This window comes from Streptomyces alanosinicus (genome assembly GCF_014650595.1).
Lineage (GTDB): Bacteria > Actinomycetota > Actinomycetes > Streptomycetales > Streptomycetaceae > Streptomyces > Streptomyces alanosinicus.
This window is the reverse complement of the sequence record NZ_BMVG01000054.1, coordinates 1-25,332: the sequence shown is the minus strand read 5'-3', so window position 1 is coordinate 25,332 and position 25,332 is coordinate 1. Positions and strand designations below refer to the sequence as shown.

Below are 25,332 nucleotides of genomic sequence, written 5' to 3'. Positions count from 1 at the left end.
CGCGTCGGCGTCGGGGTCCTGCCCGCTCCCCGATGGCCGGCCCGTCATCGGCGAGCGGCCTGGAAGCGGTGTTCATGGCCGTCCCCCGTGGACGTCCGGTGAGTCCGGGGAACGGGATGAGTCAGTTCGTGCGGAGAGCCGCTGCCGACTCCTCCTCGAAGCGAGCGATCGCCGACGGGCTGTATCCGTAGAACTCGCCCACGGCCTGGTCGTCTTCGTTGTCCGGCGCAGCCTCGCCCCAGGCAACGGTGTGACAGGCGCTTGGGCACGCGGACCAGCGCACGCGTACATTCGGATAGCCGGGGCGCCCGGCGAGCGCGTCGCGCAGACAACGGGCAGTCCCCCGGACGCCGGTGGAGACGTACCCGCCGCGCCGCTGTCCGCCGACCGGCACCGCCAGATACCCCGCACCGTCCACAACGACCACGACCCCGACGTCAATAAGGGTGGGGTCGGACAGCCGACCGCGGAACCAGGAGGCTTCCCACTCGTCTCGCTGATCGGCCGGCCGTACCTCCACGGCCAAGCGTGCCCATGGCCGGAAGAGTGATCGAAGGGGCAACGGAACCTCCGTAGGAATCACGAACGAGGGAAGAGAGCCCCGGCGGCTGCGGCTCACCAACACGCCCCGCCAGCCGACGTTCCTGAGCCACTTAGGCCGGGCGGGTGTCTCGGCGGGTTAGGTCACCAGGCGGGCCACCACCGTGACGGCGAGGCCTCCAATCACCAGCGCGTAGGCGATGGTGACGGCCCAGGTGAGGCGCGGGTGCCGGCGACGCATGATCCGCCACGCCTCCCGGCCGGTCCGGCCATCGGCGTGCGCCCGGATTCCGAGACCGGTAAGAACGAGGGACACGTACTGAACGCGCGAAGGCGATTCCATCGGGCTCCTCATCAGGATGACGGGGTCGGTGGGCGGTTCGTGATGGCACAGGGAGGCCAGGGCGCCGGAGTCTTGGAACGTACGGCGCGCGAAATGCGCCTGGGCCTTGCGCTCTATCGCGGTCAGGCATGGCTCGCACAGCCGGAACGGGGCGCTCTCTCCGTCCCACTGGACCGGGCCCACCCATGTCACGGGCACACCCGGGGTATCGCAGCGCCAGCACTCGTCAACGGTCCATGCGACCAGCACGGGGGCTCCCTGGGTCCGCGAGGCGGGCAGCTTCCGCAGCGGCCTGGACCGCCGCGAGGTAAGGCCGGAGGAGGTCATCTCCGCAGGGCAATCTGTTGCCTGGCGGGTCGCTCGCCTCCCGTTGGGCCGGCGGTATGAGCCAGCCGCGGGCTGCCATCGTCTTTGGTGCACGGACGGTTGGAGGCGGCAGGAGAAGCAGGGCGTCACGCCGCAGGAGCAGGAAGCCCGGCGCACACCAGCCGGGTGCGGAGCCCAGACGGATGATGACCTCGGCGCCGGACGGTCCGAGGATGACCGGGCCGGGCTGAATTCCCTCCGCTCGCGCACGGTCGAGGACGTCGCAGGCCAGGGCACCGGGCACGAGCACGACGTCGAAGGACAGACCCACGGGGACTTCGGCCAACTGCCCGCGTCCCCATGCCGTCAGGACCTGTTCCCGGCGCCCGGTGGGCTCCAGCCAGTTGTAGGGCATGGACCCCATGGCTGCGGCCGTCAGCTCCTGAGCGGGAGCAGAGCGCGGCCCCGGGAGGGCCGGCGCGTCCATCACCGTATGGGTCCTCACCGGATGTCCCCTCCCGTCTGGGCGGGATAGTGTCCGTTCACGATGAGGATCACAAGCGCGCCCATCACGGCCAGGAGGGCCAGGAGATAGAGGGCCTGGGCACGGTGGGTGTGCCATATGCGCACCTCATCGGGCAGCCACCGCGGCTGCTGCTGCTCAGAGGGCTCCAATACCTCCAGGTTGGCCCAAACGCGCTTGCCCCACCCCAATGGGTCGGTCCCCCACTCCTGGGCGACTGCGGCAACGAGGGCCAGACCCCGGCCTTCTTCAGCCTCGTCGTCCATGGGACGTAGCACGGGCTCAGTGGTGCTCTTGTCAATCACGGCCAGCCGTACGCGGCCGTCGTGGCCACGCTGCACCTTCACACGGAACGCCGGGTACCGAGTGTGCTGAACGGCGTTGGCGCTCAGTTCGGAGATGATCAGCTCGGCTGCGTCCGTGAGCTGCGTCAGCTCCCACGCCTCCAGGGCCTCCCTCACGAGCCGACGGGCCTTCGGCACAGAGTCGGGCTCGCGCGGCAGCACCTCGGTGACCACCAGCGTGCCGTCGTCTGCCTCGTGCACCCGAACTGCACGGCGATGACGACTCCTGAGCACGGGATCACTCACTGAGCGTCCTCTCGCCGCGCGTGAGCTTGAAGCAGCAAGCGGGGCCCGTGGGTGCGTGTGGGGTGAATCCAGGTCGTCGGCGTGCGCTGTGCGCATGGCACGACCTCCTCTGGGGGGTTGGTGAGCGAGCGTCAGTAGACGGACCTCGCGGTGCGTGAGCACCGGTTCGGCGACGGCGGGAGGCCACGGCGTGCGCTGCCTCTCCTTGCCTCTGTGACTGCGAAGCGTGTGAACCAGCGCGACACCGAAAGCGAGGACCACGAGGCCGACCAGCGCGATCGTGATGACCGCTTCGGTGATCCGGGTCCGCCGCGGCGGCTTCGATGAGGTCATGAGCGCCGGGCTCCGTGGTCGCTGGTGACGATGCCGGGGTTCTGGCGCCACTGGGTTCTCCCTATGATCGGCTGGAGGAAAGCGATGAAGGCGTGGTGGCAGTGCAGCCAGTGCAGGTACGCCTCGTACGCCTCATCAGTGCTGGGCATGGCGTCGCGCCCCATCGCGAGGACGCCGTCGACGAAACCCGACCCGGCGCGGCGGACCGCGAGGTAGAACTGAGGACGGGCGGAGGCCGGGCAGCCCGTCGGTTCATCGGTGAACCGCTCCCGATGGACGACCCACCCACGGTCGCGCGCATGCTCCGCTAGGAGGGCGTGCGTGCCGTCGGCGTCGACTCCTCGGTCTGCGAAGACGTAGGTGGTCACCTTGATGGGCCGGCCGGGTTTGACGGCGGCGAGGGCGTCCTCGAAAACGCTGCGTCGTAGGGCGGTCAGCCTGCCGTCAGGGGTCGGACGGAACCGGGGCTCCCCGGTTCTCCACCTCAACCACGGCTCGTCGAGCTCGTCCGCCGGGACCGGCTGAAGCCTCATGACGCCCTCCCGCACAGATCGGCGCGCCGGTTCTCCTCTTCCGGCAAGCGCGCTGTGGGGGCCGGGCGTTGTACGGGGCGCACGGAGTACACAAGAGCAACGTCGGCGAGACCGAGAGGGTTGATCACGCGGGCACCTCTCCCGGCACCATGCGGGCTCGGACCGTCTTGCTACGCCCGTCCTCGGCCAGGCTCCAGGACACCTCCGCCCCGAGCAGGCGCGCCTCCAACAGGCCGCGCCCCTTCTCACCGTTGAGCGCCGCCTCACTGTCACGGAACTTGGGAGACGGGTCCTGAACATCGATGCGCAGTTCGTCGTCCTCCGTCACCGCCAAGAGCACGGTCATCTGAGCATCGGTCCCGCTGGCGGGCGTGGCGTGGACGATGGCATTGGCCGTGAGAATCGCGAGGACGCGGACCGCCGACATGATGTTCCCGGGCCAGCCCAGGACAGTGAGACGGGTGATGGCGTCCGTCCTCACCTGACGCAGGCTGGCCGGGTTCAGTGGATACGAGCGGGACAGCTGGCGGTCGACAGGCGCGCCGGCACCGGAAGGCAGCGCGACGGCTCCTGCCGTGTCAGGTGTGCGCAGGCAGGATCCGGCCTGCGGGTACACGGCGAACGCCGGGATGCCCAGCAGCCAGACACGTAAGGCGACGCGGTCTCCGGCGTACCAGGCGATCTCCTGCTCGGCGGGCGCGAGCAGGCCAGTTGCCTCGCCACGGACAAGAGCACGCTCCACCGTCCGCCAGCCCGTGCGGTGGCGACGCGCTGATTCGAGGGGCGCGAGGTCGTACACCTCATGCACGACCGTCCATCCCTGCTGGACCGCGAAGTCCTGGAGGGCCATGAGGGTATGAGACGCGATCTGCGAGGTGAAGGCGCGCGTGTAGAGCACGACGCTCGCGGTGTCGGAGAGGGTACCGACGGCCTCGTACGGTGGCCGAGCAGGCATCGGGGGCGTTGTGCCCAGACGTGGTGTGTGCGCTACACCCCTCTTGTCGTGGAGTGATGCCGACAGGCCAGCACATGGCTCAAGCTGCCCGGCGCGGCTGTCAACGGACGCGGGCGCCACCGTTGGATTCGACCGTGTGGCCTGCACAAACGGCGTCATGAGCACTTCCGATCTTCCGACGGCTGTGATCAACAGAACGCGATCGAGTCGCTACCTGTTGTGTCCAACTGCCAATAGAGTGACGCCATGCGCACTGTCTGCGCAAGTGCGCAGCACATTCCTAGCAAGTTAAGAACGTGCGTGCGGAATATTCAGAGAGGGGTGACCTGCTATGTGTGCAGCTCGCAAGGACCGTGCGGCAAACTATGAGCAGGCAAGTGCGCAAGCGCAGGGCAAGCGACGAAAGGGAGGGAGGCGGCGCGTGGCTACTCCGCCAAGGACGCCTACAGTCAACCGGCGCCAACTCGGTGCCGAGCTCCGGCGCCTTCGAAAGGCCCGTGGGCTCCTCGCCGCAGACGTAGCGACGCACCTGCAGTGCTCCGAGACCCGGATCAGCCGCATGGAGACCGGCAGAGGCCGCGTCACCCCAAAGCCCGACGAGATCACAAAACTCTGCGACCTCTACGGCGTGACCGACGAACGCCAGGTCCAAGCGCTCCTCAGCATGCTCACCGACTCGGAACAGCCCGGCTGGTGGGACGCCCACAGAGAAGTGCTACCGAGTGGCCTCGAAGTGCTGCTGGGTCTGGAAACCGACGCCCGTGCCGAACGTGCCTGGGAGCCCGTACTGATCCACGGACTCCTGCAGACTCCCGCGTACGCTCGTGCGGTTCTGACGGCCTACCCGGGAAACCGACCGCACGACATCGAGGATCTGGTGTCGGTACGGGCAAGGCGGCAAGAACTCCTGTCGTCCGCTCCCCAGGATCGCGAACCGCTCGAGCTGTGGGCGATCCTCGACGAACAGGTAATCCGCTGGCCTGTCGGCGGACCGGAGGTGATGCACGAGCAGATCCGGCACCTGGTTGAGGTTGCTGCCAGGCCGAACGTGACGCTGCAAATCGTGCCCATCGCCAAGGGAGCGCATTCCGGCCTGGGCGGGGCGTTCTCCCTCCTGGAATTCGAGGAGTCCGACCCGGTCGTGTACGTGGACAGCCCCGCCGGAAACCTCTACTTGGAGAAGAAGCCCGACGTGCGGCGCTTTACAACGATGTTCGACCTGCTCAAGGCCAAGGCTCTTGATCCCGACGAGTCCGCGGCGCTGCTCCAAGACGCCGCAGAGGAGACACAATGACCAGCAACACCGGACGCCCGGCACCGGACTTCCTGCCAGGCCTCGACTGGTTCAAAGCCTCGGCGTCCTCCGGCAGTGGTGGTTGCCTCGAGGTGGCCTTCCTGCCCGACGGACGCGTTGCCCTACGCGATAATGAGGACTTGAACAACCCGCCGTTTGTGGTGACCGGCCACGTTTGGGAGTGCTTCCTCGACGGCGCCAACAAGGGGGAGTTCAACATCCCTAGCTCCACCACATGATGTGAGGCACGCTCGGCCCATTCTCCAGCAATAGGAGGACGGGCCCCTTGCCTTTGCTACGCCTCTCGGGATACTCGTCAAACCACTGCGCCAACAGCGGTACTCGCCAGCCTCTCCGTGCCGACCCACCAGAAGCGATACCGTCGCCGTGAGCAAACCGGAGAAATGATCATGACCCATCCTGCCCAGACTGCGCACGACGCCGGCACCTTGGCCTGGTGGAAGAGCTCGTACAGCTCCGAGCAAGGCGCCTGCGTCGAAGTCGCGCACGCACCGCAGGGTCGGATGGCAGTGCGGGACTCCAAGATGCATACAGGCCCACACCTGGTCATAGATACACATGCCTTCACCGCGCTCGTCGCCGGGCTGGTCACCGGGACTGTCTGAAACGAACATGCAAGGGGCTGCCCCATCGGGGCAGCCCCTTTGCCGTGCGCAGATGCCAAGTCGGTGCATGACGAACGGTGCTGTCTGACCGGGTCTCGGAAATTTCTCGGTTCGGCTGTCACATCTGCACCGCGGCGCCTCCCCTTCTGTGGGTGAGGGTGGCGAAGGGCCACCCTTCCTGAGGAGGGAGAGGCTCATGGTCGGTGATGTGGTGCCGCAAGCGCCGGAGGTGGTCCACGGCCTCGTAGTCGTGATCGGGTCCGCTGTGGAGCATGCCGGCTGGCTAGCCGGGGCAGCCGGGGCAGCGCTGATCACCTGGACTGCGTCGGCGGCCTGGTGGCGGCGCCGGGCCGTGCGGGAGCTGGGGCGCCGGGCTCGGTTCGAGTTGGTTCCGGCGGTGACGTTCGATCCGCAGCTGGGGGACATCGGGCAGGCCGCGGCGCGGCTGGACGGGGCGCGGGCTGCTGCCAGCGGTGTGCCCCGGCGGGCTGCTGCAGTGCGGATCCGTGTCTGGGCTGGGCCGGAGCGGCAGCTGCACTACGGGTGGGAAGGCCCTCAGCAGGCAGCGAGCCTGCTGCGGATGCCGAGCTACCGGCAAGTGGATGTACGTCCCGCCGACACCGCCCGGGAAACGTCGGCGCGGGTGCGGTTCGAGGGCGTGTCACCGCAGGCAGGTGGCTGGTGAGCACGGTCGTTCTGTCCAAGCAGGACCAGCCAACCGCCGATCCTCAGACCGCCCCGGCAGCTGCCGGCTCGCGCGGCGTGTATGTCGCGCGGGCGGAGCTGGTGCTGGCGCGGGCGGATCACTGGCCGTTGGGCAAGCCGGTGCTGGATCCGGATCCGCTGGAGCAGGTGGCTGCGGCGTTCGCCGAGGTGCGCACCGAGGACGGGGAGGAGGCGGAACTCGTTGTCGACTTGCTGCCCGTGCCAGGGCCGGCGGTAGCGCGGCGGCGTCGGCGTTTGCTGGTGCGGGCGTCGCGCCGGGGGCCGACGGCGTTCGGGGAACAGCTCGCGTCTGGCGGGCGCGGTGGTGGGCCGCTCTCCCAGGTGTGGGACGTGCTCAGCGGGCCGGGCGGCAAGCGGACGGGCGGTGCCGGTGGATCGCGGCTGCCGCGGCAGAGTGATCTCACGGACGGGGTCGGCAAGTTCGCTCCGGGGGCGCAGGTGTTCGCGCTGCAGGTGCTGGTGCGGTGTACGGCGCGGCATCCGGCACGGGCGCGGGCACGGCTGCATCAGGTGATGGCCGCTCTGCAGGCGTTGCGTGGGCAGAACGCCCTCGTTCCGGTGGGCCCGCGTGTGGGCGGGTGGCGGCCGTACTCGGATGTGTGGTGGCGCCGCCGTTCCTTCGACCGGCGTTTTGCGCGTGGGGACTTCGCGCCGGCCCGGCGTAGGCAGTGGGTGACCTGGCAGGAGGTGGCCGTGCTGCTGAAGCCGCCCACGGTGCACTGCACGGCGCAGAACATCCAGCGCACCGGTGGTGTGGTTCCGCCTGCCCCGGCCGGATTGCCCACGTGGACGGGGCAGAAGGAGGTCCTGCCGCTCGGGTACGTGACCGGTGCGGACGGCCGGCGCCGGCTGGCGGGTGCGTATGCGCAGGACCTGCTGTTCGGTTCGTCCTTGGGTAAGTCCGGGTTCGGCAAGACGGAGTTGGCGTTGGTGCAGTTCGCTGCTCGGGCCTATGCCGGGGACGGTGGGCTGTTGTTCGACCCGCACCGGACGGCCTGGCTGCGGATCAAGCCGTATCTGGCGCATCCCGCGCTCGCGGACCGGATCTGGGAGGTCGATCTGTCCCGGATGCGGGATGGGGATCTGATGGCCTGCTGGAACCCGCTGTCCATGGAGGGACGGCGCCTGGACGAGGTCCAGGAGATCGTCGGCGCTGTGGTCGGGGCGATCTCCTCCGCGCACAGCTGGGGTGAGCGTGCCACACGGGCTCGCACGATCCTGTCGAACGCGGTGCGGACCCTGGCCGAGCTGTCCCACTTGCTGATCCAGGACGGCCATCCCGAGCTGCAGCCGACCGTGTTCCAGATCGGCACCCTGCTTGAGGACGAGGACTGGCGCAAGGCCGTACTCGCCCACCTGCCGCAGTCCACCAGCCGCTATTGGACACGGTCATTCGCCAATGTCGAGCCGGCAGCTATGAACACCGTCACCAACGTGCTCTACCGCTTCAGCAGCTCCCGCTCGCTGAGGGCGTTCCTCGGATCGCCCCGCTCCGGCTACGACCTGCGCCGGGCCTTGGCCATCTCCGCGGTGGTCGGGCTGTGCCCGTCCGGGACCGGCGAGAGCGACGAGTTGATCTGCGCGCTACTGCTCTTCGACCTGTTCCGTGAGGGCATGGCCCGCGCCTCGCTGCCCGCCGACCAGATGCTGCCCACCATGTGGTCCTGGGTGGACGAGCTGACCTCGGTCGACGGCGCCTCGCACGGCTACGTCGCCAAGATCCTCGAACAGCTGCGGAAGTACGAGCTCAGGTTCGTGGGGATGACGCAGATGGTCATGCGGCTGTCGGACAGCACCCGCCAGGCCCTGATGCAGAACCAGAGCTGGCTGTCGGCGACCGGCGCGGACGCGGACGAGGCCTCCTTCGTCGCCAAGCGCATGCCCGGCATCGACCCGGCGACCATCCAGCAGATCGACCGCTACTGCTACATCCAGTCCGTCCAGCTGCACGGCAAGCGCACCGCCCCGTTCCGGGTCGAGGGCGTCGCGGTCTCCGACGTGTTCGCCGACTACCACAACCCCGAGGGCCTCAAGGCGCTCGACCAGGCGATCGACGCCAACGTCCAGCGGCGCCCGGTGACCGACATCCTCGACGGTCTCGACCGGCTGGACGACGCGATCCTCGCCCACCTCACCCGCCGCGCCTCCGACGGCGCGCACCGCCCCGCAGGCTCCGGCGACGTCGTGCACCGCCTCCCTCGCCCCACACACCCGACGCAGAAGGGCTGAACCGTATGTCCACACCCGCCCTGACCCGGCCGAGCGGCCTGTCTCGCCTCGCCCAGGAGCTGCTGCCCGTCCTCTACCAGCATCGGCTGCTGACCGCCGAGCAACTCACCCGATTGCTGCGCCCCACCGCTGCGACCAGTCGGTACGTGCGCAAGCAGCTGCTGCAGCTCCAGACCCACGATCTCGCCCACGCCACCTGTCGCCGTCACAGCCGCGCCGGCGAACTGCTGTGGTACATCACTCCGCTCGGCGCCGACGCCGTCGAAGCCGGCCGTGAACTCCCCACGCGCCCCTACCAGATGACTAGTCAGGCCGCCGCGAGCGCCGTGCAGGAGCACACCCTCGCTGTCAACGACACCGCGCTGGCTTTCGTCGCACACGCCCGCCGGCTCGGGGACGGATGCGGGCCGCTGTCCTGGGACATGGAGGTCGCCCACCGCGTCCGCGACGGCAACACCCGCTCTGGTGACGAGGCCTGGCTCACCCCTGACGCCGTCCTCCACTACACCCATACCACCCCCGGCGGCGAGCGGATGCTGCTCGACTTCTTCGTCGAGGTCGACCGCGCCACGATGCCTGTGGCCCGCCTGGCCGCCAAGCTCCACGCCTACGCCCGCTACGCCACCTACATCCCCCAGCCCGCCCCCGGCGCCCGGCACAGCACAACCGCCAGCGCTCTGGTGCAGGAGGCCTGGCGCGAGCGCTACCGCGCCTTCCCTCGGCTCCTGCTCGTCCTCACCGGCGCCCCGCCCCACACCCTCGCCACCCGCGCCCTGGACCTGCGCGCACTCGCCGCCGCCGACCCCCGCCTTCAGCGCGCCGCCGCCCAACTCCGTGCGGGCGTCACCAGCCTGGACCTCCTCACCTGCCACGGCCCGTTCGCCGACATCGTCACCCCCCTCCTCGGCCCGGACACCCCCACCACCGTCCTCCTTCCGGCCCCGGCGGTGTCCGCATGACCGCCCCCGTCTCCCCCGCTCCGCACACGGCTGCCCCCACGACGAAGGGTTCCTCGATGCTGCTCGGCATACGCAGACGCCGCCGGCCCGCCGCCAGCACCACGCCCGCGCAGGAGAGGCCGTATGCGGCACCACATGCGTGCTCGGCCGTACTCGACGGCCTCCCCCAGCTGGACTCACCGCTCATTACCGAACTCATCGCCCTGCAGGCCCACACCCGTCACCTCGGGTGGCTCAGCACCAGAGAACAGCGCCCCGACGAGTACCGCCACCTCGTCCGCCTCGTCCTCCAGCACGTTCTGGAGGGCTGGCACGCCCAGACCGGCGGTCACGGCCGGCTCGACGACCTCCTCGCCTATCCGGATCCCACCGGTCCCCTCCGCACCGGCTGTCAGGATTCTCGTGACCACACGACGACATACGGGGGTTGAGCATGCTTTCCCATCAGCGCACTGCTGCTGCGCTTGTCCTGGCGGCAGCAGTCCTCCTCACCGGCTGCGGCCATTCCAAGGAGAACGCGGGCTCGGACAAGCCCTCCCGTGCTGCCCGGCCCACTGCCAGCGCGAAGCCTGCGCAGGCGAACGAGTTGCCGACGGGGATGATCCAGCTCGGGGCAAAGCTCCCGCACGATGACGACGAGACCTGGGCAATTGCTACTGGCTCGTTGAAGACCGTCCAGGCCACGTCGAAGGCGAAAGGCCTGCCCCCCGGCTGGCTCGCCCTCGCGACCACGTTCACCTTTACCAACACCAGCGACCAGATCCAGCAGGTGCCCACCGACCTGGTCCAGATCGCTCGCTACGGCCCTGCCGGACGCACCGCCAGCACCTACACCGACACCGGCATCGACGGGCTGCCGCTCGACACCCTCACCAACGACCCCGACCCGATCCGCGTCTCACCCGGCGCCACCTACACCACGCGCCTCGGCTACGCCGTCCCTCAGGCCGCCAAGGGCCAACCACTCACCCTCACCTACGCCGACGGTCAAAACACCCGCTACCTCGAAGACACCGTCCCCGGTGCCCATGCAGCCCCACCGGTCGCCGCAGCTATCCACCCTGCCAGCGCAGACAAGAAGACACTCGCTTTCGGCGACTGGCACGCCGGCGACGAGACCACCTACCTACGCGTCTCCCCCGTGAAGGTGACCGGCACCGACACCTCCGGCCAGCGCACCTGCGAGATCGACCTGACCTTCTTCAACCCGGACAAAGAAGTCAGCCCACTCTCCCAGACACCGCTGGAAGCGAACGTCCACGTCTACTACGGCACGAGCCTCACCGAGGCCGACACGGTCAAGGAATACACCGGGCTCGGCGGCGCGTTCATCGCACCGCAGCGCACGGCGACCGTCACCGCCCACTTCACCCTGCCACCTAAAGCCGTACCCGGCCCGGTCAGCATCGAGATCGGCAACAGCGACGGGCACCGCGCCACCTACGCGGGCGACGTGGGGAACTAGCCCGGGGAACGGGAGCGTCCGCATGCATATCGAGTGTTGCATCCGGTGATGCGGGATTTGCGACGTCACGATCCCGTGAACTGGGATATCGGACTGGGCCGGTGAGGCCAAAGTGCTTAACGTGTGCATGTGCACGGCACCTTCCGGAACCGGTTACCACCCGACCACCCATCGCACCGAACCGCAGGTAGCCGCCACGGCGGCAACGACGTACGGGGAGCCTCAATTGACGCGAACAGCTCGACAGGAACCGGGAGCACTTCGCACCCGAAATCGATTCATTGGTTTGATGCTCGCCGGGTGTGCAGCTCTTGCCCTGTCTGCGTGCAGCTCCTCTTCGGACGGTGAGGGCAAGGGGGATGCGTCCACGCCATCCACCTCGACGCCCGTCCCTACGGCCTCCTCGGCGGACCCCGAAACGGCCGAGAAGCAGGCTGTTTTGGATGCTTACAGCCACTACTGGGAAGAACAGGCAAAGGCGTACAAGGCGGGCGCCATCGAGGGGACCGACCTGAAGAAGTACGCGGTGGGTGATGCCCTCGCTCGGGTCGAGAGCGACCTGATGACGATGAAGAAGAACGGCGTCATCGCGTCCGGTGCTCCGCGGAGCAACGCCCGTGTGTCCGTTCTGGATCTGCAGTCCAAGCCATCCAGGGCAACGCTCTCGGACTGTCTCGACATCTCTCCATGGAAGCGGCTGTACCGCAAGACCGGCAAAGAGGTGCCTACGCCACAGGGACGCATCAATCACTACGTGACCGTGGCCAAGGCCGAGAAGTGGGGGAAGCAGTGGAAGATCCTCAGCGCAACACCGCAGCAGAGGACCTGCCAGTCCGCCTGACGAGGGCTGCTTTCGTGATCGTCTCTGCTTCTGTGCTGGTTGCTTCTGGGGTTCTACCTGCGATCGCCGCGCCGTCCGGTGGTGGCGGTGTATGTGGTCAGAATTCCGACACGTGGGTGTCTGTGTGTGCCAACGACAGCACCCAGCAACCGGGATCGTTCGAGCACCGTGGTCGGTCCGGAAAGAAGTCCGGCGCGCCGACAGTTCCCTCGCCGTGTGTCGTACAGAAGATGTCGCCACAACCACCGCCCGGCAGCGACCTGTGGCAGGGGCACAAGCCTGGTGACGGGGCTGTGTACACGCGGATCTGCCCGACTGGCCTCGCAGGCTCGAATGCGCTCGGCGTTGGTCAGCTGCCGTTCCAGACGTTCTGGGCAGCCACCGCTCCGACCGTGGCAGTCGACCCGCGGGTCGTCGCCCAGCAGGCCGTGGACAAAATGCTGCTGGCAGGTCCGCGCATCGACATCAACCCGAAGCCTGGCGGCAAGGGCTTGGTGGGGATGCCGGTGTGGATGGCCGCCGACACCGCGAAGACCACCTGGGGTCCGAACAGTGCGAGCGCGTCGGCTGGCGGGGTCACGGTAACGGCGACGGCCACTGTGTCGAGGGTCGTATGGGACATGGGCGACGGTACGTCCGTCACGTGCACGACTCCGGGCACGGTCTACAAGAAGTCGTTCGGGCTGAAGGCTTCGCCGGACTGCGGCCACGTCTACGCGCAGCCATCCGACCAGCAGCAGGGCGGCACGTACCCGGTCACGGCGACGTCGACGTGGACCGTCGACTGGCAGGTGAACGGGGGCGGGGAGAACGGGACGCTCACCGCGGTCCGCCAGTCCGGTGTCCAGCTGACCATCGTCGAGTCCCAGGCCGTTAACTCCTAGCCCGTCTCTGCCTATCCCCCGCAAGGAACCACAAGGATTATGGACACGACATCGTTCGCGCCGAATGTGGCTTCACCCCGGCAGCCTGAACTGGCCCCGAGCACCGGCACCAAGGCCCGTTCCAAGCGCAAGTGGTCGCTGGCCGCGGTGCTCGTGCTCGCCGCGCTCCTCGGATCCCTGGCCGGGGCCGTGCTGGTGGCGCGGGCCGGTGACCGTGTCAGCGTGCTGGGGATCGCCCACGATGTGCAAGCCGGGCAGAAGATCACTGACCAGGACCTGGTCACGGTCTCTTTCGCCGAGGACCCTGGCCTGTCGCCCGTGCCGGCCGCCGATCGCAACTCCGTGGTGGGGCAGATCGCGGCCGTGGACCTGCGCAGCGGCGGACTTCTCACCCGCTCGCAGCTGACGGGCGGCGGGGGCCTCGGCGACACCAAGGAGATCGTGGGCATCGAGGTCAAGCGGGGCTTCGCGCCGCGCGGGGAACTGCGTCCCGGTGACAAGGCCGCTGCGGTCCTGCTGCCCGCGCAGGGTGCGGGAAGCAGCACGTCCTCGTCGAAGGGCACCCAGAGTTCGGACAACCAGGTCGTCGAGGTGACGGTGAAGTCGCTGTCCGCGCCGGATGCCTCTGGGTCGATGGTCGTGAACGTCGCTGTCGACCCGGCGGACGGCCCGCGGTTGGCGACGCTGGCGGCCGCCAACCAGGTGGCGCTGGTCCGTGAGCCGCGCGGGGGGAACTGAGCATGGCTGTGATTGCGTTGGTGTCCGCGAAGTCGGACGGGGTCACGACGTCTGCGTGCGCGATGGCGTTGCAGAGCACCCGGCCCGTGCTCCTGGCTGAGCTGGACATGGCCGGGGGGAGTCTGAGGCACCGGCTCCTGAAGGACATCCGGCGGGGTCAGGAGCCGCTGACGGGGCACATCGGGCTGCACAAGCTCCCGCAGGCCGAGCTGCAGCGCACCAGCCCCGATCAGGACCTCACCCCGCAGGTGTCGCACCACCTGTGGCCGATGGACGACAGCGAGTTCCGCGTTGCGCTGCCGGGGCTGACCGACCCTCGCCAGGCCGCGTCGCTGACGACGGTGTGGCCGACGCTGGTGAACGTTCTGCAGCTGACCGATCAGCAGTTGAAGTGGGATGTGATCGTGGACGGCGGCCGGATGGTCCTCGACGGCGGTCGCCTGCACCCGGTGCTGACGCCCGCTGCAGTGCTGCACCAGGCCGACGTGGTGCTGCTGGTGGTCCGTACCACCGAGGAGGCGCAGAACCTGGCCTACCCGATGGTGAGGGCATTGCAGGCCGAGCTGGAGGCGCACGCGTCGGGATCACAGGCGCTGGGACTGCTGCTGCTGGGTGACGAGTACAGCGCTGCGGACGTGTCGCGGGGGCTGGAGGTCCCGGTGCTGGGCCAGTTGCCGTGGGACGAGGCCGCTGCCGCCTATCTGCAGGGCGGGGGCCGGATGCCGCGCGGGGTGTCGAGGTCGCGACTGATGCGTGCCGCCCGGGACGTGATGGGCCCGCTGCGTCAGCACGCGGACCGGCGCCAGCTGCACCGGCAGATGCAGGTGCACGCCTCTTCCCCGGCGGTCGCACGGATCATGCAGCAGATTCAGCAGGGGGTCCGCCATGGCTGACGCCAACGGAAACGGGCAGGTGAACGGCCACACGATGCTGGGCGGCCTGCTGACCCAGCACGCCGCCAACCGCAGCGCCCAGCCGCCGACCGTGCAACCGCCTGCAGTTGACGTTTCCGCGAGCGCCGGACCGGTGCCTCCAACGGTTCCCGCGCCGACGGCCGCAGTGGATGCGGCAGGACCGGCGAGCACCTCTGGAGTGGCCGAGCTGCCCGGGGCGGTGCCAGCGCCGTGGGAGGAGATCATCAAGCTGCGTCAGCTCGTCGCTGACGACGTCGACATGGTCAAGAAGGAACGCCGGCGCGGCGGCCAGGAGCTGGAGGAACGGCACCTGGCCGAGGTGACGCGCTCGTGCGTGCGTAACCGGGTCGCCGAGTGGGCGACCCGGTGGGTGCTGTCCCACCCTCCGCTGTCGGAGGCGGAGTTGGATCGGGTGCGCACCGAGGTGTTCAACCTGATCCACCTGGCCGGCGAGATGCAGCAGGTGCTGGACCGGCCCGAGGTCGAGGACGTTCTGATCGACGGGGAGTGGATGTGCATCGACTCCCACGGCCGGCCGCAGGAGTGGGTGCGCTCGCCGTTCTCCGGCCGTCGGCAGGCCATTGAGTGGGTCAACCAGATGGCTTCGGGCAGCGGGCACGGCGAGCGGCTGCTGTCGTACACCACGGGTGCGGTCGACTTCGAGCTGCCGGACGGGTCGCGTGTGGCGGCAACCGTTTTGACGCAGCGGGTGACGATCGCGATCCGCCGGCACACCCTGGAGCAGGCCACGCTCAGGGATCTGCATCAGCGGGGCATGGTCGACTCGGTGCTGGCCTCGTTCCTGTCCTGCGCGGTGAAGGCGGGGCTGACGATCCTGATCGCCGGGAACATGGCGACCGGCAAGACGACGTTGATGCGCGCGCTGGGGCGGGAGATTCCGGCTCACGAGCGGGTGGCGACGTTGGAGAGCGACCGGGAGCTGAACCTGGACGGCCCGGACACGCCGGCGCACGTACTGGCGTTCCAGGCCCGTGAGGGCAACGGCGAGCGGGATCCTTCCGGCCGGGCGATCGGTGAGATCACGCTCAGCGACCTGGTGCGTATCTCGCTGCGGTACAAGGCGACACGGGTCATGGTGGGCGAGGTCCGCGGCGAGGAGGCCGTGGCAATGCTCGAGGCGATGGTCGGCGCGGGCGTCGGCGGCATGTGCACCGTCCACTCCAAGGTCCCGGAAACGGTCATCGAGCGGCTGATCGTGCCGCTGGCCCGCGCGGGTCTGTCCGGTGATGCAGCCACCCGGTTGATCGCCGCGGCGGTCGACCTGATCGTGTACGTCGACAAGGTCGACGAGACACACCTGGGCGGCCGGGTCCACCGGCACGTGACCCATGTATGGGAGAGCGCGGGCCGCGGGGACGGCGGCGGTGTCGCCCTGGCCAAGATCTTCGGCCCGCACGAGAGCGTGGACGGCCCTGTGCTGGAGGAGCGTGCGGTGCCTACGGGTACACCGGTGAGCGAGCGGCGCATGCGCCAGCTGGAGCGGTACGGCTTCGACCGGCGCTGGCTGGCCCAGTTCAAGGGCCGTGGCGACTGGCCAGTGCTTGATCTGGTGAGCCGCAAGGGGGCGGCTGCCTGATGAGTTCCTCATATCTGTCGGGGCTCGGCGCGCTGTGCGGTGCGCTGGTCGCGCTGTGCCTGGTCGCGGTGGTCGCCGTGTTGCGCGGCTGGCAGCCGGCTTCCTCCGCGTCGAACCCGCTGTCGCGGCTGGCGGCCCGGGGCCGGCGGGCGGTGGCCGAGCTACCGGAGGGCTGGCGTACCAATTACCGGTTCATTGTGGCCGGTTCCGGGGTGCTCGGGGTGCTGGTGTGGGCTGTGACCGGCTGGCCGGTGCACGGGCTGCTCGCCGCGCTGGCGCTGGCCGGGCTGCCGTTCGTGCTGTATCCAGGCGGTTCGGAGCAGGCCGAGGTGGCACGGCTGGAGGCGATCGCGGAGTGGCTGCATCAGCTGGCCAGTGTCCGCGCGGGCGGCAAGCCCCTGGAGGAGATCCTCAAGACATTGGACACGGTGCCTGCGGCGCTGCGGTATGAGACCGGGATGCTGGCCTCGCGTCTGTCCTCGGGAATGCCCGCGCGGTGGGCATATCTGATGCTCGGGGACGATCTCGGCAGCCGGATCGGGGACGACCTCGTGCGCCTGTTCCGAGACCACACCACAAGCCGCGGCCCGGGCCTTGCCGCCGCTTTGTCCGCGCAGGCGGCCCTGGTCAGCCGGCAGGCTTCCGATCTGCACGACATCGAGGCGGAGCGGCGCAAGGCCCGCAGCGAGGCGCGACGGGTGTCGCTGTTCGCGCTGGCCGTGGTGACGGTGATCCTGGCCAGCCCCTCGTATTCGGCTCCGTTCGCCACCCCGCTGGGGCAGGTGGGCCTGATCGTCCTGGGTGCGCTGTTCGTCGCGTCGTTGCTGTGGCTGCGGCGCATGGCCCGTCTGGAGCCGGAGCCGCGCACCCTGCCCACCGCCCGTGAGCGCGCTGCCGCGGAGACCTCGAGGGAGGCGGCGTCGTGATCTCTGTACCCGGCATGGTGATCGGCGCTCTCGTCTCGGTGTGCCTCGTTCTGGCGGTGCGCGCGCTGCTGCCGCAGCGCACTCCGCTGGCTGAGGTGCTGCGTCGCACCCATCAGCCCGACACCTACGCCCCGGCCCGCGCTGTCGAGCTGGAGGGGCGGGGAGCGGCGGTCTGGGCGGACCGGGTCGGCACCCGGCTGATGGAGACCGACACGTTCGTCTCGCGGCTGCCCGCGCGCGACCTGGCGCTGCTGGAACTGTCGCCGGCCTCGCTTCTGGGAAGGTGCGCCCTGTACGCCCTGGTGGGGATGCTGCTGCCGCAGTGGTTCTTGTTCATCGCCTCCCTGATGGGGGTGAGCTGGCCGCTGCTGGTGTCTCTCTTGGCCGGGTGCGCGTTCGCGGCGTTCATGGTCTTCAAGTGCCTGGCCGACGTGCGGGACAAGGCGAAGAAGGCGCGCCGCGCCTACCGGTACTACGCGGCATCCCTGCTGGAGCGGGTCGGGCTGGCGCGTGTATCGGATGCCGGGGCCACCGAGGCTCTGATGCGGGCGGTGGCTGCTGGCGAGGGTGTGGTGGAGGCCCGGATCAGGGACACCGTGGAGCATGCCCAGCTCGCCGGCATCAGCGTGTGGAGTGCCCTGCGCACGCTCGGTGAGGAGATCGGTGTGCCTGAACTGTCCCGCCCTGCCGCCGCGCTGGCGCTGGCCGGTGAGGAACAGGCGCCCGTGTTCGACCAGTTGGAAGCCCAGGCCGTCGCTGTGCGGCGGGCACTGCTGGCTGACCGGAAGGGACAGGCGAACGAGGCCACCGAGAAGATGAGCCTGCCGTCGCTGGCCATCGTGTTCTTGATGGCGACGTTCCTGCTGGCCCCCGCCGTAGTCCGGATCATGGCGTTCTGATCGGCCCCTGTCTCCCTGGCAGTGGACCGAAAGTTCAATCGAGAGGAAAGTTCCGTGCACCGCACGCGTAAGCGCATCGCTCACCTGCTGAGCCCGATCCGGCGGCACGTCGCCCGCGTCCGCGTCGAGGCGAGATCGGATGCCGGGTTCACCGCGTTCGAGTGGGCCGTCGGCCTGGCGCTGACCGGCTCTCTGATCCTGGTGGTCTACGGCGCGGCGAACACCAAGATCGCGGAGAAGGTCGCCCAGATCGCCGGATTCTGATGAAACTACCCCGACGCTTTCCAATGCCACGGCCCGCCTGGCGAGCCCGGATACGTGAGCGGCTGCGTGACGATCGCGGAGCGATGGCACTCGAGCTGTCGATGGTGGTCCCGCTGGCCTTCCTCATGCTGTTCGCGCTGATCCAGGGCGGCGTCTACTTCCACGGCCGGTCCGTCGCGCACCATGCCGCGCAGCAGGCCCTGGACGCCCAGCGCGCCTACAACGCGGCTCCCGGCGCGGGGCAGACAGCTGCCCGCGACTTCCTCGCCCGCATGGGCGGCTCCCTGTCCGGCGCGCAGGTCCAGGTCGAGGACGACGGCAACCAGGTCAGCGTCGAGGTCCAGGGCAGCGTCATCAACCTGGTGCCCGGCTGGGACGGGCACGTCGACCAGCGCGTCCAGGCTCCGAAGGAGAAATTCCGGCCATGAGCCGCCACAGCACATCGCGCTCCCACTGGGAAGGGGGAGACCGCGGCGGGGCGTCCCTGACCACGGCGATCTTCGTGCCCGTGGTGCTTGTCCTGCTCGGTCTGCTCATCGCGTGCGGCCGCATCGTCAACGCGCAGAGCGCGGCGGACGCTGCCGCCCGGGACGCCGCCCGCACCGCCTCCATCTCCGCCGACCCGGCCAGCGGCGAATCCGCCGCCCGCGACGCGGCACAGGCGAGTCTGGCGCGCTCCGGACTGCACTGCGCCAGCATCAGCGTCGTCCTGGACACCCGCGGCCTGTCCGCTCCTGTCGGTCAGGCCGCGACCGTGACGGCGACCGTATCGTGCACGGCACCGCTGTCCGAGCTGGCGGTCCCGGGGCTCGGCGGCTCCAAGACGCTGACGGGGTCGATGACATCCGCAGTGGACACCTGGGCGACCCGGGGCAATTCGTGATCGCCCGTTGGCGGCGCGCTGCCGCGCTCCGGACCGAGCAGGACGACCGGGGCCAGTTGGAGCTGTTCTATGCGGGGATCGTCATCATCGCCTTCCTCGTCATCGGTCTCGTCATCGACGGCGGGGCCGCCCTGGACGCCGACTCGCGCGCCGACTACCTCGCCCAGGAGGCCGCGCGGGCCGGTGCCCAGCAGATCGATGCGGGCCAGGCCATCACCGGCGAGGCGATCGTGGTCGACCCCGACGCCGCCCAGGCGGCCGCCCGCTCCTACCTCGCCGCCCGCGGAGTGGACGGCGAGGTGAGCGTCGCTGCCGACGGCCAGACGTTGAGCGTCACTGTCCACGACACCTACCGCCCCTACTTCGCGTCCCTCGTCGGATTCGCGCACATCCCCGTGACCGGACACGGCACCGCTACCCTCCTTCACCAGGCCGGAGGCTGAACTCCCATGCCCCACACCCAAAACCGCCCACACCGGACGCTGGCATGGCCGCTCGCCGTGGTGCGGGGCCTGTGTGCACTCGCCGTCCTCGCCCTCCTCCTCGTCGGCGTGCCCTGGATGCTGTTGGCGCTCGGCACCCTGCCCGACGCGCTGCCCTCCTGGGACACCGTGCACCAGGCGCTGATGCGCCCGGACGACGGCAGCGGTCTGATGACCACGCTCACCATCGCGGCCTGGATCACCTGGCTGTGGCTGGTGATCCCCGTCCTCCTGGAGATCGGGGCGGTGGTCGTCCGCCGGACCACACCGCGATTGCCCGGCATGGCCACCGGACAGCGCCTGGCCGGCTTCCTCCTCGGCAGCATCCTGCTCGCCTCCCCCGCCGCCGCGGCCAGCGCCGCCACCCCCGCCGCCGCCGTTACCGCCCCCCATACTCCCCACACCGCGGCAGCCACCCCGGCCGGTGGGAACACGGGCAGGCAGGACGCCTCCCCGACTCACAGCACCGCTCCGGCAGGCCGGACAACCTCTTCCGACCAGCACCACGAGCGGGCAACAGAGCTCGCCGAACACACTGTTGGGCAAGGCGGCACCACCTGGTGGGATCTGGCCGAGCAGTACCTCGGCGACGGACTGCGCTATCCGGAACTGCAGCACCTCAACCCGCGGCTACCGACCGAGAAGATCCTTCCCGAGGGAACCACCGTCCTCGTCCCCGCCACCGCCTCGCCCACGTCGGCCGAGAGCACGGCCGCGCAGGCCGGCGTGCACACCCAGCTCACCGCCGACGAGCACGCCCAGCCCTCTCACGACGCCGACACAGCCCCGCGCGAATACACGGCCAAGTCCGGCGACAACCTCACCTACATTGCCCAGAAGCAGCTCGGTAACGCCGACGAATGGCCCCGGCTGTTCGAGGCGAACAAGGGCGAAGAGCAGCCGTACGGTCACCACTTCACCAACCCCGACCTGATCTATCCGGGACAGCGCCTCACCCTGCCCGCCGACAGCACCAGCCCGGAGCAGAGCACCACCCCTGACCAACAGCGGGACCCATACGCCCAACACAAAAACGACCATGCCAGGGGCGGGTCGGCTGCCCAGGGCAAGAAGAGTGCTGCGACACCAGAAAAGAAGCAGACCACCAGCCCATCCGAGGCCGCCTCCGCCACCCCGCAGACCGCCACACCGGAGCCGAGCGCCACCACGACGCCTTCTCCGTCTGCCACTGCTTCCCCTACGCCGGATGGCCGGTCCGCTGCACCGCACTCCGCCACGACCTCGGCGTCCAGCACCCCCAGCACACCCGACTCGCCCACCCCGGCCGCATCGTCAGCTTCACCCTCAGCCGGTACAGACCATGGGCGGCAGGTGGGGGTTATCGGGTTGATGGCCACTGGCGTCCTGGCGACCGGGTTCCTGTCCTTCCTCGCCTACCGCCGCCTCACCCAGCTTCGCCGGCGCCGCCGCGGTCACCACATCCCCCTCCCCCAGGGCGACGCAGCCCGTGTCGAGCACGCGCTGCGCGTCACCGAGGCCGTCATCGACACCGCGGTACTTGAGCCGGTCCTGCTTACCATGGCCGTCCATCTCGCCGATGCGGACCGTGAGCTGCCCGACATCGAGGCCATCGTCCTCGGCGACCGCGACATCACGCTGCACCTGTCCGAACCAGCTGCACCTGTCCCGCCGTTCACCACCGCCCCGGACCAGCTCGCCCGCTGGTCCTGCCCCACCAACACCAGCGAACTCCTCCCGGCCGACGAGACCGGCGACATCGACGAGCCTTATCCAGCCCTGGTCAGCCTCGGCTGGGACAACAACGGCCGCCTGGTCCTCATCGACCTCGAGCACGTCGGCCACCTCCACCTGACCGGGCCGGCAGCCGTCCCGGTTCTGCGCACGCTCGCCCTGGAACTGGCCACCAGCGAGTTCACCCATCACCTCGACCTGACCCTGGCCGACGACACCGTCGCCCCTCACCTTGCCGAGGAACTCGGCGAACGGGTCACCGAGCGCCCCAACCTCACGGAGGCCGCAGCTGCGCTTCGCGCCCACCACCGCGAACAGCAGCGTGCCCTGGCCCTGCTCGGCACGGCCACGGTGCGCGATGCCCGTACCGGCGTCGACACCGCCGCAGCCTGGACACCCGCCATGGTCATCGCGAGTGTTCCCGAGACCGGTGACACGGACGGGCTGGAGGACCTGCTCCAAGTCATCGCCGACGAGCCGCGCACAGCCACCGCCGTCCTCACCACCGGTCCCCTCCCGCCCGGGACCCCCGTGGACAACTCCTGGACGCTGCACGCCGAGGAGGCCGGCTCCGTCCAGCTGCCACTCGACGGCGTGGAGATCGACTGCACATTGCAGGCCCTGTCTGACGAGCACTACAGCTACGCGCTGGAGACCCTCGCTGTTAGCCGCGCCGAGGACAGCCCCGCTCCCGAACCAGAACCCGCTGCCGCGCACGCACCCCTCGTCGAGGTCGAGACTGACGAAGACACCGACGACAGTGATAGCCCTGCTGCCGCACCCTCTGAACCCCACGCGACAGCCACGTCCGGTCCCGGACGTGTGCCGAACCTGCTCGCCCAGTTCGCCGTTCTCGACGACGAAGAAGACGAAGACCACGACAATAACGACACCCGCGCAGATCAGCAGGACGACGCGGACCGCCAGACCGACCGAACGCCCACCCCGCCTCAGCGCACCTCAGATCCAGGCGTCGCCCTGGACAAGCCCGACAGAGATTCCCTGGCTCCCCCAAACCCGGTACCCGCCCAGCAGGCGCCGGCCAGGACCGTGAGTATCCGTCTACCCGAGGACGTCTTCGCCGCACCCGCGCAGCCAGAGACCGTGGCCGCCGCACCGGATTCGGAGCCGGAGCCGGGGGAGGCGGAAACACCCAACCCGGTAGTACGCGTGCTGGGACCGGTCGACGTCGTCGGCGCCCGCGGAACCCTCACCGAGAAGAAGCGCCAGCGCACCTACATCGAACTCGCTGTCTGGCTCATCCTCCATCCCGGCCACCATGCCGCAACCCTGGACCACCGAGCCCTGGACGAGGCCCTGTGGCCCGACCGCGACGAAGTCAGCATCAAGTACCGCAACGGGGTGGTCTCAAGGACGCGGACCTGGCTCGGCCGTGACGCCGACGGCCAGCCGTACATCCCGCTGCTGAAGACCGCGAACAACCGCTACAGCATCGCCGCCTCGGTCGGCTGCGACTGGCACGACTTCCAACGCCTCACCCAGGCCGGAAAGGACCACAACACAGCCAACGCGGACTTGGCGCTGCGACGCGCCCTGGAACTCGTACGCGGCCGGCCGTTCTCCTCTACCGACCGACGCCGCTACAAATGGGCCGAACACCTCGCCCTAGTGATGACCATGGAGATCGTGGACGCGGCAGAGATCCTGGCCGAGCGCCGCCTGGCCGCCCACGACCCACGCGGCGCTCTCTGGGCGGCCACCAAGGGCCTGGAGGTTGCCCCCGCCGTCGAGTCCCTGCACCGTATCGCCTTCCAGGCCTACGCCGCGATCGGCGACTACGAAGCGCTGGAGCGCGCCGCCACCTGGCTGGAGGAGTTCACCGAGAACAACGAACTCGAACTCGACGACGAGACCCTCGCCGTCCTCGACCAACTCCGCGCCAGGATCTGACCCGCCCCCGCAGCGACAGCCGAGAGGCTCCGCAACCCCGTGAACTCAACCGGCCACGGCACCGATGACTCGCCCCGGCGCCGTGGCCGATTGTTCGTCGGCCGTGGCCGCTGGACGTGGCCACACCGGCCACGCCGTCCCGCCCGGCCATCCGCCGGATGCCACCCCGGCGCGGGCGTCGCAGCTCCCGATCGGGCCACGCGCCTCGGATACGGTCACCGACCGTGGGTTCTCGCGCCGCGGGTATCCGCTCGGAGCACGACCGGATAACCCCGGTTTGCTGGCTACCCAACCCCTTGCCCCACCAGCCACCCGCGGTGGCTGGCCTCTCGTCGTGCCTGGTCACGGCGGCGCGGGAGGGGTGGCCGTTTCGGGTTGTCCGGCCACTGGCCGGTGACCGATGGAGCCAGGATCGGCCACCGGCCACCGACTGGCGGCCACAGCATCGGGCCTGGCCGGCCACGTGGCCGATCGGTGGCCGGTGGCCGGTCATAGCCCGAGTCGGCCACCCGGCCACTCGTCCGGCCATGAGGTCGAGGCGTGGCCGCTGTACTCACACCGGTGGCATCGGCCACGGCCCAGGGTCGGTTATCGGTCGGTGACCGACCGCAGGTGTGACCGGGCCTGCTGGCGTCGCTGCTCCGACAGATACTTCTCGGCCTCCGTCAACCGTCGCCGGCCTGTCCGCTCGGCCACGCCCAGCCGCCGGCCCACCTCGGACCCGGAAAGCTTCACACCGGCCTCCTCAGCCTCGGCCAGCCATCCGGCCACCTGAGCGACCTGCTGCTGGATCGGGTCCAGATCCTGTTCCCGTGCCGCTTGTTCCGGCAGCCGGGCGGTGGCCTCACTGCCCGCGGACACGCTCGCCGACGAGCTGGCGAGATCGCGCACGGTCTGCGGCTGTGCCCGGTCGACGGGCTGAAGTACCTCAGCTGCCGACGCTGTGGGCGTCGCCACCGGCTCCTCAGCGCGCGCCGACGTCCCGAGCGACTCGTCGGCGTACGAAGATCCCGCCCGCGCAGAACCCAGGTGCACCGGACCGACCTCCGTGCTGCTGGTGTCCTCGTTCACCGACACGCTCCCGAGCGTGCGCTCCCTGAATCGGGTAACGAATGCCTCCAGGTCCTCACCCGTGATGGGGCTCCCGGCCGAGTTGGTGATGCCGTCGCGCTCGTACACGTACGCGGCGAGCGTGGCCGCGCTGGGCTGACCGCCGTGTTCCTGCGTGTACGCGGCCCAGGCGCTGTGGAAGTAGTCCTCCCACGAAAAATCATCAGCGACCTGCTGCTGGCCATCCGCTGGGGTCTCGGCATCATCCGGCATCTCGGCCTTGTAGCGCTCCTTCAGGACCTGGAGTAGCGGCCGCACCTGTTCGTCCGACAGAGGCCCGCCGGCGCCCGTGCCGATCCCCAGGTTGTCGTGGATCCACAGCGCGAACTGGGTGGTGGTTGGTTCGGCCTGGAAGGTAGACAGCCACGCCCGATAGGCCTCGCCGAGCGCCTCGGTCTCCTTCGGTATCACCGCAGCCGGCACTGGCGGATTCAGCCCTTCAGCCGCGGGCCTGGCTGTGGCCGTCTCGAGTGCCGACTCGGCCGGGTGCGCGTCTGCCGCTCCATCGCGTTCACCGATCTCCAGCACGGCGGTCGGTGCGGCCACGAGGGCTGGGGCCCGTTCGCTGGTGAATGCGATCGGCGGCTCGTCGATGCCCGCGGCGGCCAGCCCTGCAGGCGCGGTCTCAGCGAGGGGAACCCCGTAGCGGGCCAGGCGCAGGGGCATCAGGGATTCCACCGGGGCCTTGCGCCGCCAGGCGCGGCCGAAGCGGGAGCGGAGGCGGGCCTGGTAGACGAGACGTTCCTGC

The 25,332-nt window shown here is 69.4% G+C and carries 25 protein-coding genes and 1 pseudogene; 20 read left to right on the top strand and 6 right to left on the bottom strand.

The window, feature by feature from the left end; translation table 11 throughout:
• Positions 1-121: 121 nt before the first annotated feature.
• From IE277_RS42595 to IE277_RS42575, 5 genes are all read right to left on the bottom strand, one after another.
• A complete protein-coding gene (locus tag IE277_RS42595) occupies positions 122-520 on the bottom strand; it encodes a DUF6302 family protein (RefSeq protein WP_268252730.1) in 399 nt (132 codons plus the stop codon).
• Positions 521-679: 159 nt separating this feature from the next.
• Positions 680-1,075, bottom strand: a complete 396-nt coding sequence (locus IE277_RS42590) for a hypothetical protein (protein ID WP_189959102.1) — start codon at positions 1,073-1,075, stop codon at positions 680-682.
• A 615-nt stretch (positions 1,076-1,690) separates the two neighbouring features.
• On the bottom strand, positions 1,691-2,257 hold the full coding sequence (locus IE277_RS42585; RefSeq protein ID WP_229882444.1) for an ATP-binding protein: 567 nt from the start codon (positions 2,255-2,257) through the stop codon (positions 1,691-1,693).
• Positions 2,258-2,631: 374 nt separating this feature from the next.
• Positions 2,632-3,168, bottom strand: coding sequence for a hypothetical protein (locus IE277_RS42580; protein WP_189959078.1), 537 nt, complete (start codon positions 3,166-3,168; stop codon positions 2,632-2,634).
• A 124-nt stretch (positions 3,169-3,292) separates the two neighbouring features.
• Positions 3,293-4,123 carry an ATP-binding protein gene (locus IE277_RS42575; protein ID WP_189959077.1) on the bottom strand — a complete coding sequence of 277 codons (831 nt, stop codon included), beginning with the start codon at positions 4,121-4,123 and terminating at the stop codon, positions 3,293-3,295.
• 421 nt (positions 4,124-4,544) lie between these two features.
• Here IE277_RS42575 and IE277_RS42570 point away from each other — a divergent pair, with 421 nt between their 5' ends.
• The 20 genes from IE277_RS42570 (at position 4,545) to IE277_RS42475 (ending at position 23,474) form a co-directional block, all read left to right on the top strand.
• Positions 4,545-5,417 (top strand): helix-turn-helix domain-containing protein, encoded by an 873-nt coding sequence (locus IE277_RS42570; RefSeq protein WP_229882443.1) that lies wholly within the window; start codon positions 4,545-4,547, stop codon positions 5,415-5,417.
• Positions 5,414-5,656: a DUF397 domain-containing protein gene (locus IE277_RS42565; RefSeq protein WP_189959075.1), complete on the top strand. Its 243-nt coding sequence runs from the start codon at positions 5,414-5,416 to the stop codon at positions 5,654-5,656. The genes IE277_RS42570 and IE277_RS42565 overlap by 4 nt, the downstream gene beginning before the upstream one ends.
• A 165-nt stretch (positions 5,657-5,821) precedes the next feature.
• Positions 5,822-6,043: a DUF397 domain-containing protein gene (locus IE277_RS42560; RefSeq protein ID WP_308433477.1), complete on the top strand. Its 222-nt coding sequence runs from the start codon at positions 5,822-5,824 to the stop codon at positions 6,041-6,043.
• A 196-nt stretch (positions 6,044-6,239) separates the two neighbouring features.
• The gene (locus IE277_RS42555) at positions 6,240-6,728 is read left to right on the top strand and encodes a hypothetical protein (RefSeq protein ID WP_189959074.1); all 489 of its coding nucleotides are present in this window, start codon (positions 6,240-6,242) and stop codon (positions 6,726-6,728) included.
• Positions 6,725-8,998: a type IV secretory system conjugative DNA transfer family protein gene (locus IE277_RS42550; protein ID WP_189959073.1), complete on the top strand. Its 2,274-nt coding sequence runs from the start codon at positions 6,725-6,727 to the stop codon at positions 8,996-8,998. Before IE277_RS42555 ends, IE277_RS42550 begins: the two co-directional genes overlap by 4 nt.
• Positions 8,999-9,003: 5 nt before the next feature.
• A complete protein-coding gene (locus IE277_RS49060; RefSeq protein WP_189959072.1) occupies positions 9,004-9,957 on the top strand; it encodes a replication-relaxation family protein in 954 nt (317 codons plus the stop codon).
• Complete coding sequence (locus tag IE277_RS42540; protein ID WP_189959071.1) at positions 9,954-10,388, top strand: hypothetical protein; 435 nt, start codon at positions 9,954-9,956, stop codon at positions 10,386-10,388. The genes IE277_RS49060 and IE277_RS42540 overlap by 4 nt, the downstream gene beginning before the upstream one ends.
• A gap of 2 nt (positions 10,389-10,390) precedes the next feature.
• On the top strand, positions 10,391-11,422 hold the full coding sequence (locus IE277_RS42535) for a hypothetical protein (RefSeq protein WP_189959070.1): 1,032 nt from the start codon (positions 10,391-10,393) through the stop codon (positions 11,420-11,422).
• Between the two features lie 439 nt (positions 11,423-11,861).
• Entirely contained in the window at positions 11,862-12,263 is a 402-nt protein-coding gene (locus IE277_RS42530) for a hypothetical protein (protein ID WP_189959069.1), read from the top strand.
• 392 nt (positions 12,264-12,655) lie between these two features.
• Complete coding sequence (locus IE277_RS42525; RefSeq protein ID WP_229882442.1) at positions 12,656-13,147, top strand: ATP/GTP-binding protein; 492 nt, start codon at positions 12,656-12,658, stop codon at positions 13,145-13,147.
• 39 nt (positions 13,148-13,186) lie between these two features.
• Positions 13,187-13,885, top strand: a complete 699-nt coding sequence (locus tag IE277_RS42520) for an SAF domain-containing protein (RefSeq protein WP_189959068.1) — start codon at positions 13,187-13,189, stop codon at positions 13,883-13,885.
• Between the two features lie 2 nt (positions 13,886-13,887).
• Complete coding sequence (locus tag IE277_RS42515; RefSeq protein ID WP_189959067.1) at positions 13,888-14,778, top strand: P-loop NTPase family protein; 891 nt, start codon at positions 13,888-13,890, stop codon at positions 14,776-14,778.
• On the top strand, positions 14,771-16,396 hold the full coding sequence (locus IE277_RS42510; RefSeq protein ID WP_189959066.1) for a TadA family conjugal transfer-associated ATPase: 1,626 nt from the start codon (positions 14,771-14,773) through the stop codon (positions 16,394-16,396). The genes IE277_RS42515 and IE277_RS42510 overlap by 8 nt, the downstream gene beginning before the upstream one ends.
• Entirely contained in the window at positions 16,396-17,322 is a 927-nt protein-coding gene (locus IE277_RS42505) for a type II secretion system F family protein (protein WP_189959065.1), read from the top strand. The genes IE277_RS42510 and IE277_RS42505 overlap by 1 nt, the downstream gene beginning before the upstream one ends.
• The gene (locus IE277_RS42500) at positions 17,319-18,221 is read left to right on the top strand and encodes a hypothetical protein (RefSeq protein WP_189959064.1); all 903 of its coding nucleotides are present in this window, start codon (positions 17,319-17,321) and stop codon (positions 18,219-18,221) included. The genes IE277_RS42505 and IE277_RS42500 overlap by 4 nt, the downstream gene beginning before the upstream one ends.
• Positions 18,222-18,275: 54 nt before the next feature.
• Complete coding sequence (locus tag IE277_RS42495) at positions 18,276-18,485, top strand: hypothetical protein (RefSeq protein WP_189959063.1); 210 nt, start codon at positions 18,276-18,278, stop codon at positions 18,483-18,485.
• Between the two features lie 83 nt (positions 18,486-18,568).
• Positions 18,569-18,913: a TadE family protein gene (locus IE277_RS42490; RefSeq protein ID WP_189959062.1), complete on the top strand. Its 345-nt coding sequence runs from the start codon at positions 18,569-18,571 to the stop codon at positions 18,911-18,913.
• Positions 18,910-19,368 (top strand): TadE/TadG family type IV pilus assembly protein, encoded by a 459-nt coding sequence (locus IE277_RS42485; RefSeq protein WP_189959061.1) that lies wholly within the window; start codon positions 18,910-18,912, stop codon positions 19,366-19,368. The genes IE277_RS42490 and IE277_RS42485 overlap by 4 nt, the downstream gene beginning before the upstream one ends.
• A complete protein-coding gene (locus IE277_RS42480; RefSeq protein ID WP_229882441.1) occupies positions 19,365-19,811 on the top strand; it encodes a pilus assembly protein TadG-related protein in 447 nt (148 codons plus the stop codon). The genes IE277_RS42485 and IE277_RS42480 overlap by 4 nt, the downstream gene beginning before the upstream one ends.
• A gap of 6 nt (positions 19,812-19,817) precedes the next feature.
• Positions 19,818-23,474 (top strand): LysM peptidoglycan-binding domain-containing protein, encoded by a 3,657-nt coding sequence (locus IE277_RS42475; protein WP_189959060.1) that lies wholly within the window; start codon positions 19,818-19,820, stop codon positions 23,472-23,474.
• A 1,698-nt stretch (positions 23,475-25,172) separates the two neighbouring features.
• Here the strand turns inward: IE277_RS42475 and IE277_RS50225 are convergent.
• Positions 25,173-25,332 (bottom strand): annotated as a pseudogene (locus tag IE277_RS50225) (DUF2637 domain-containing protein); the annotation flags it as partial.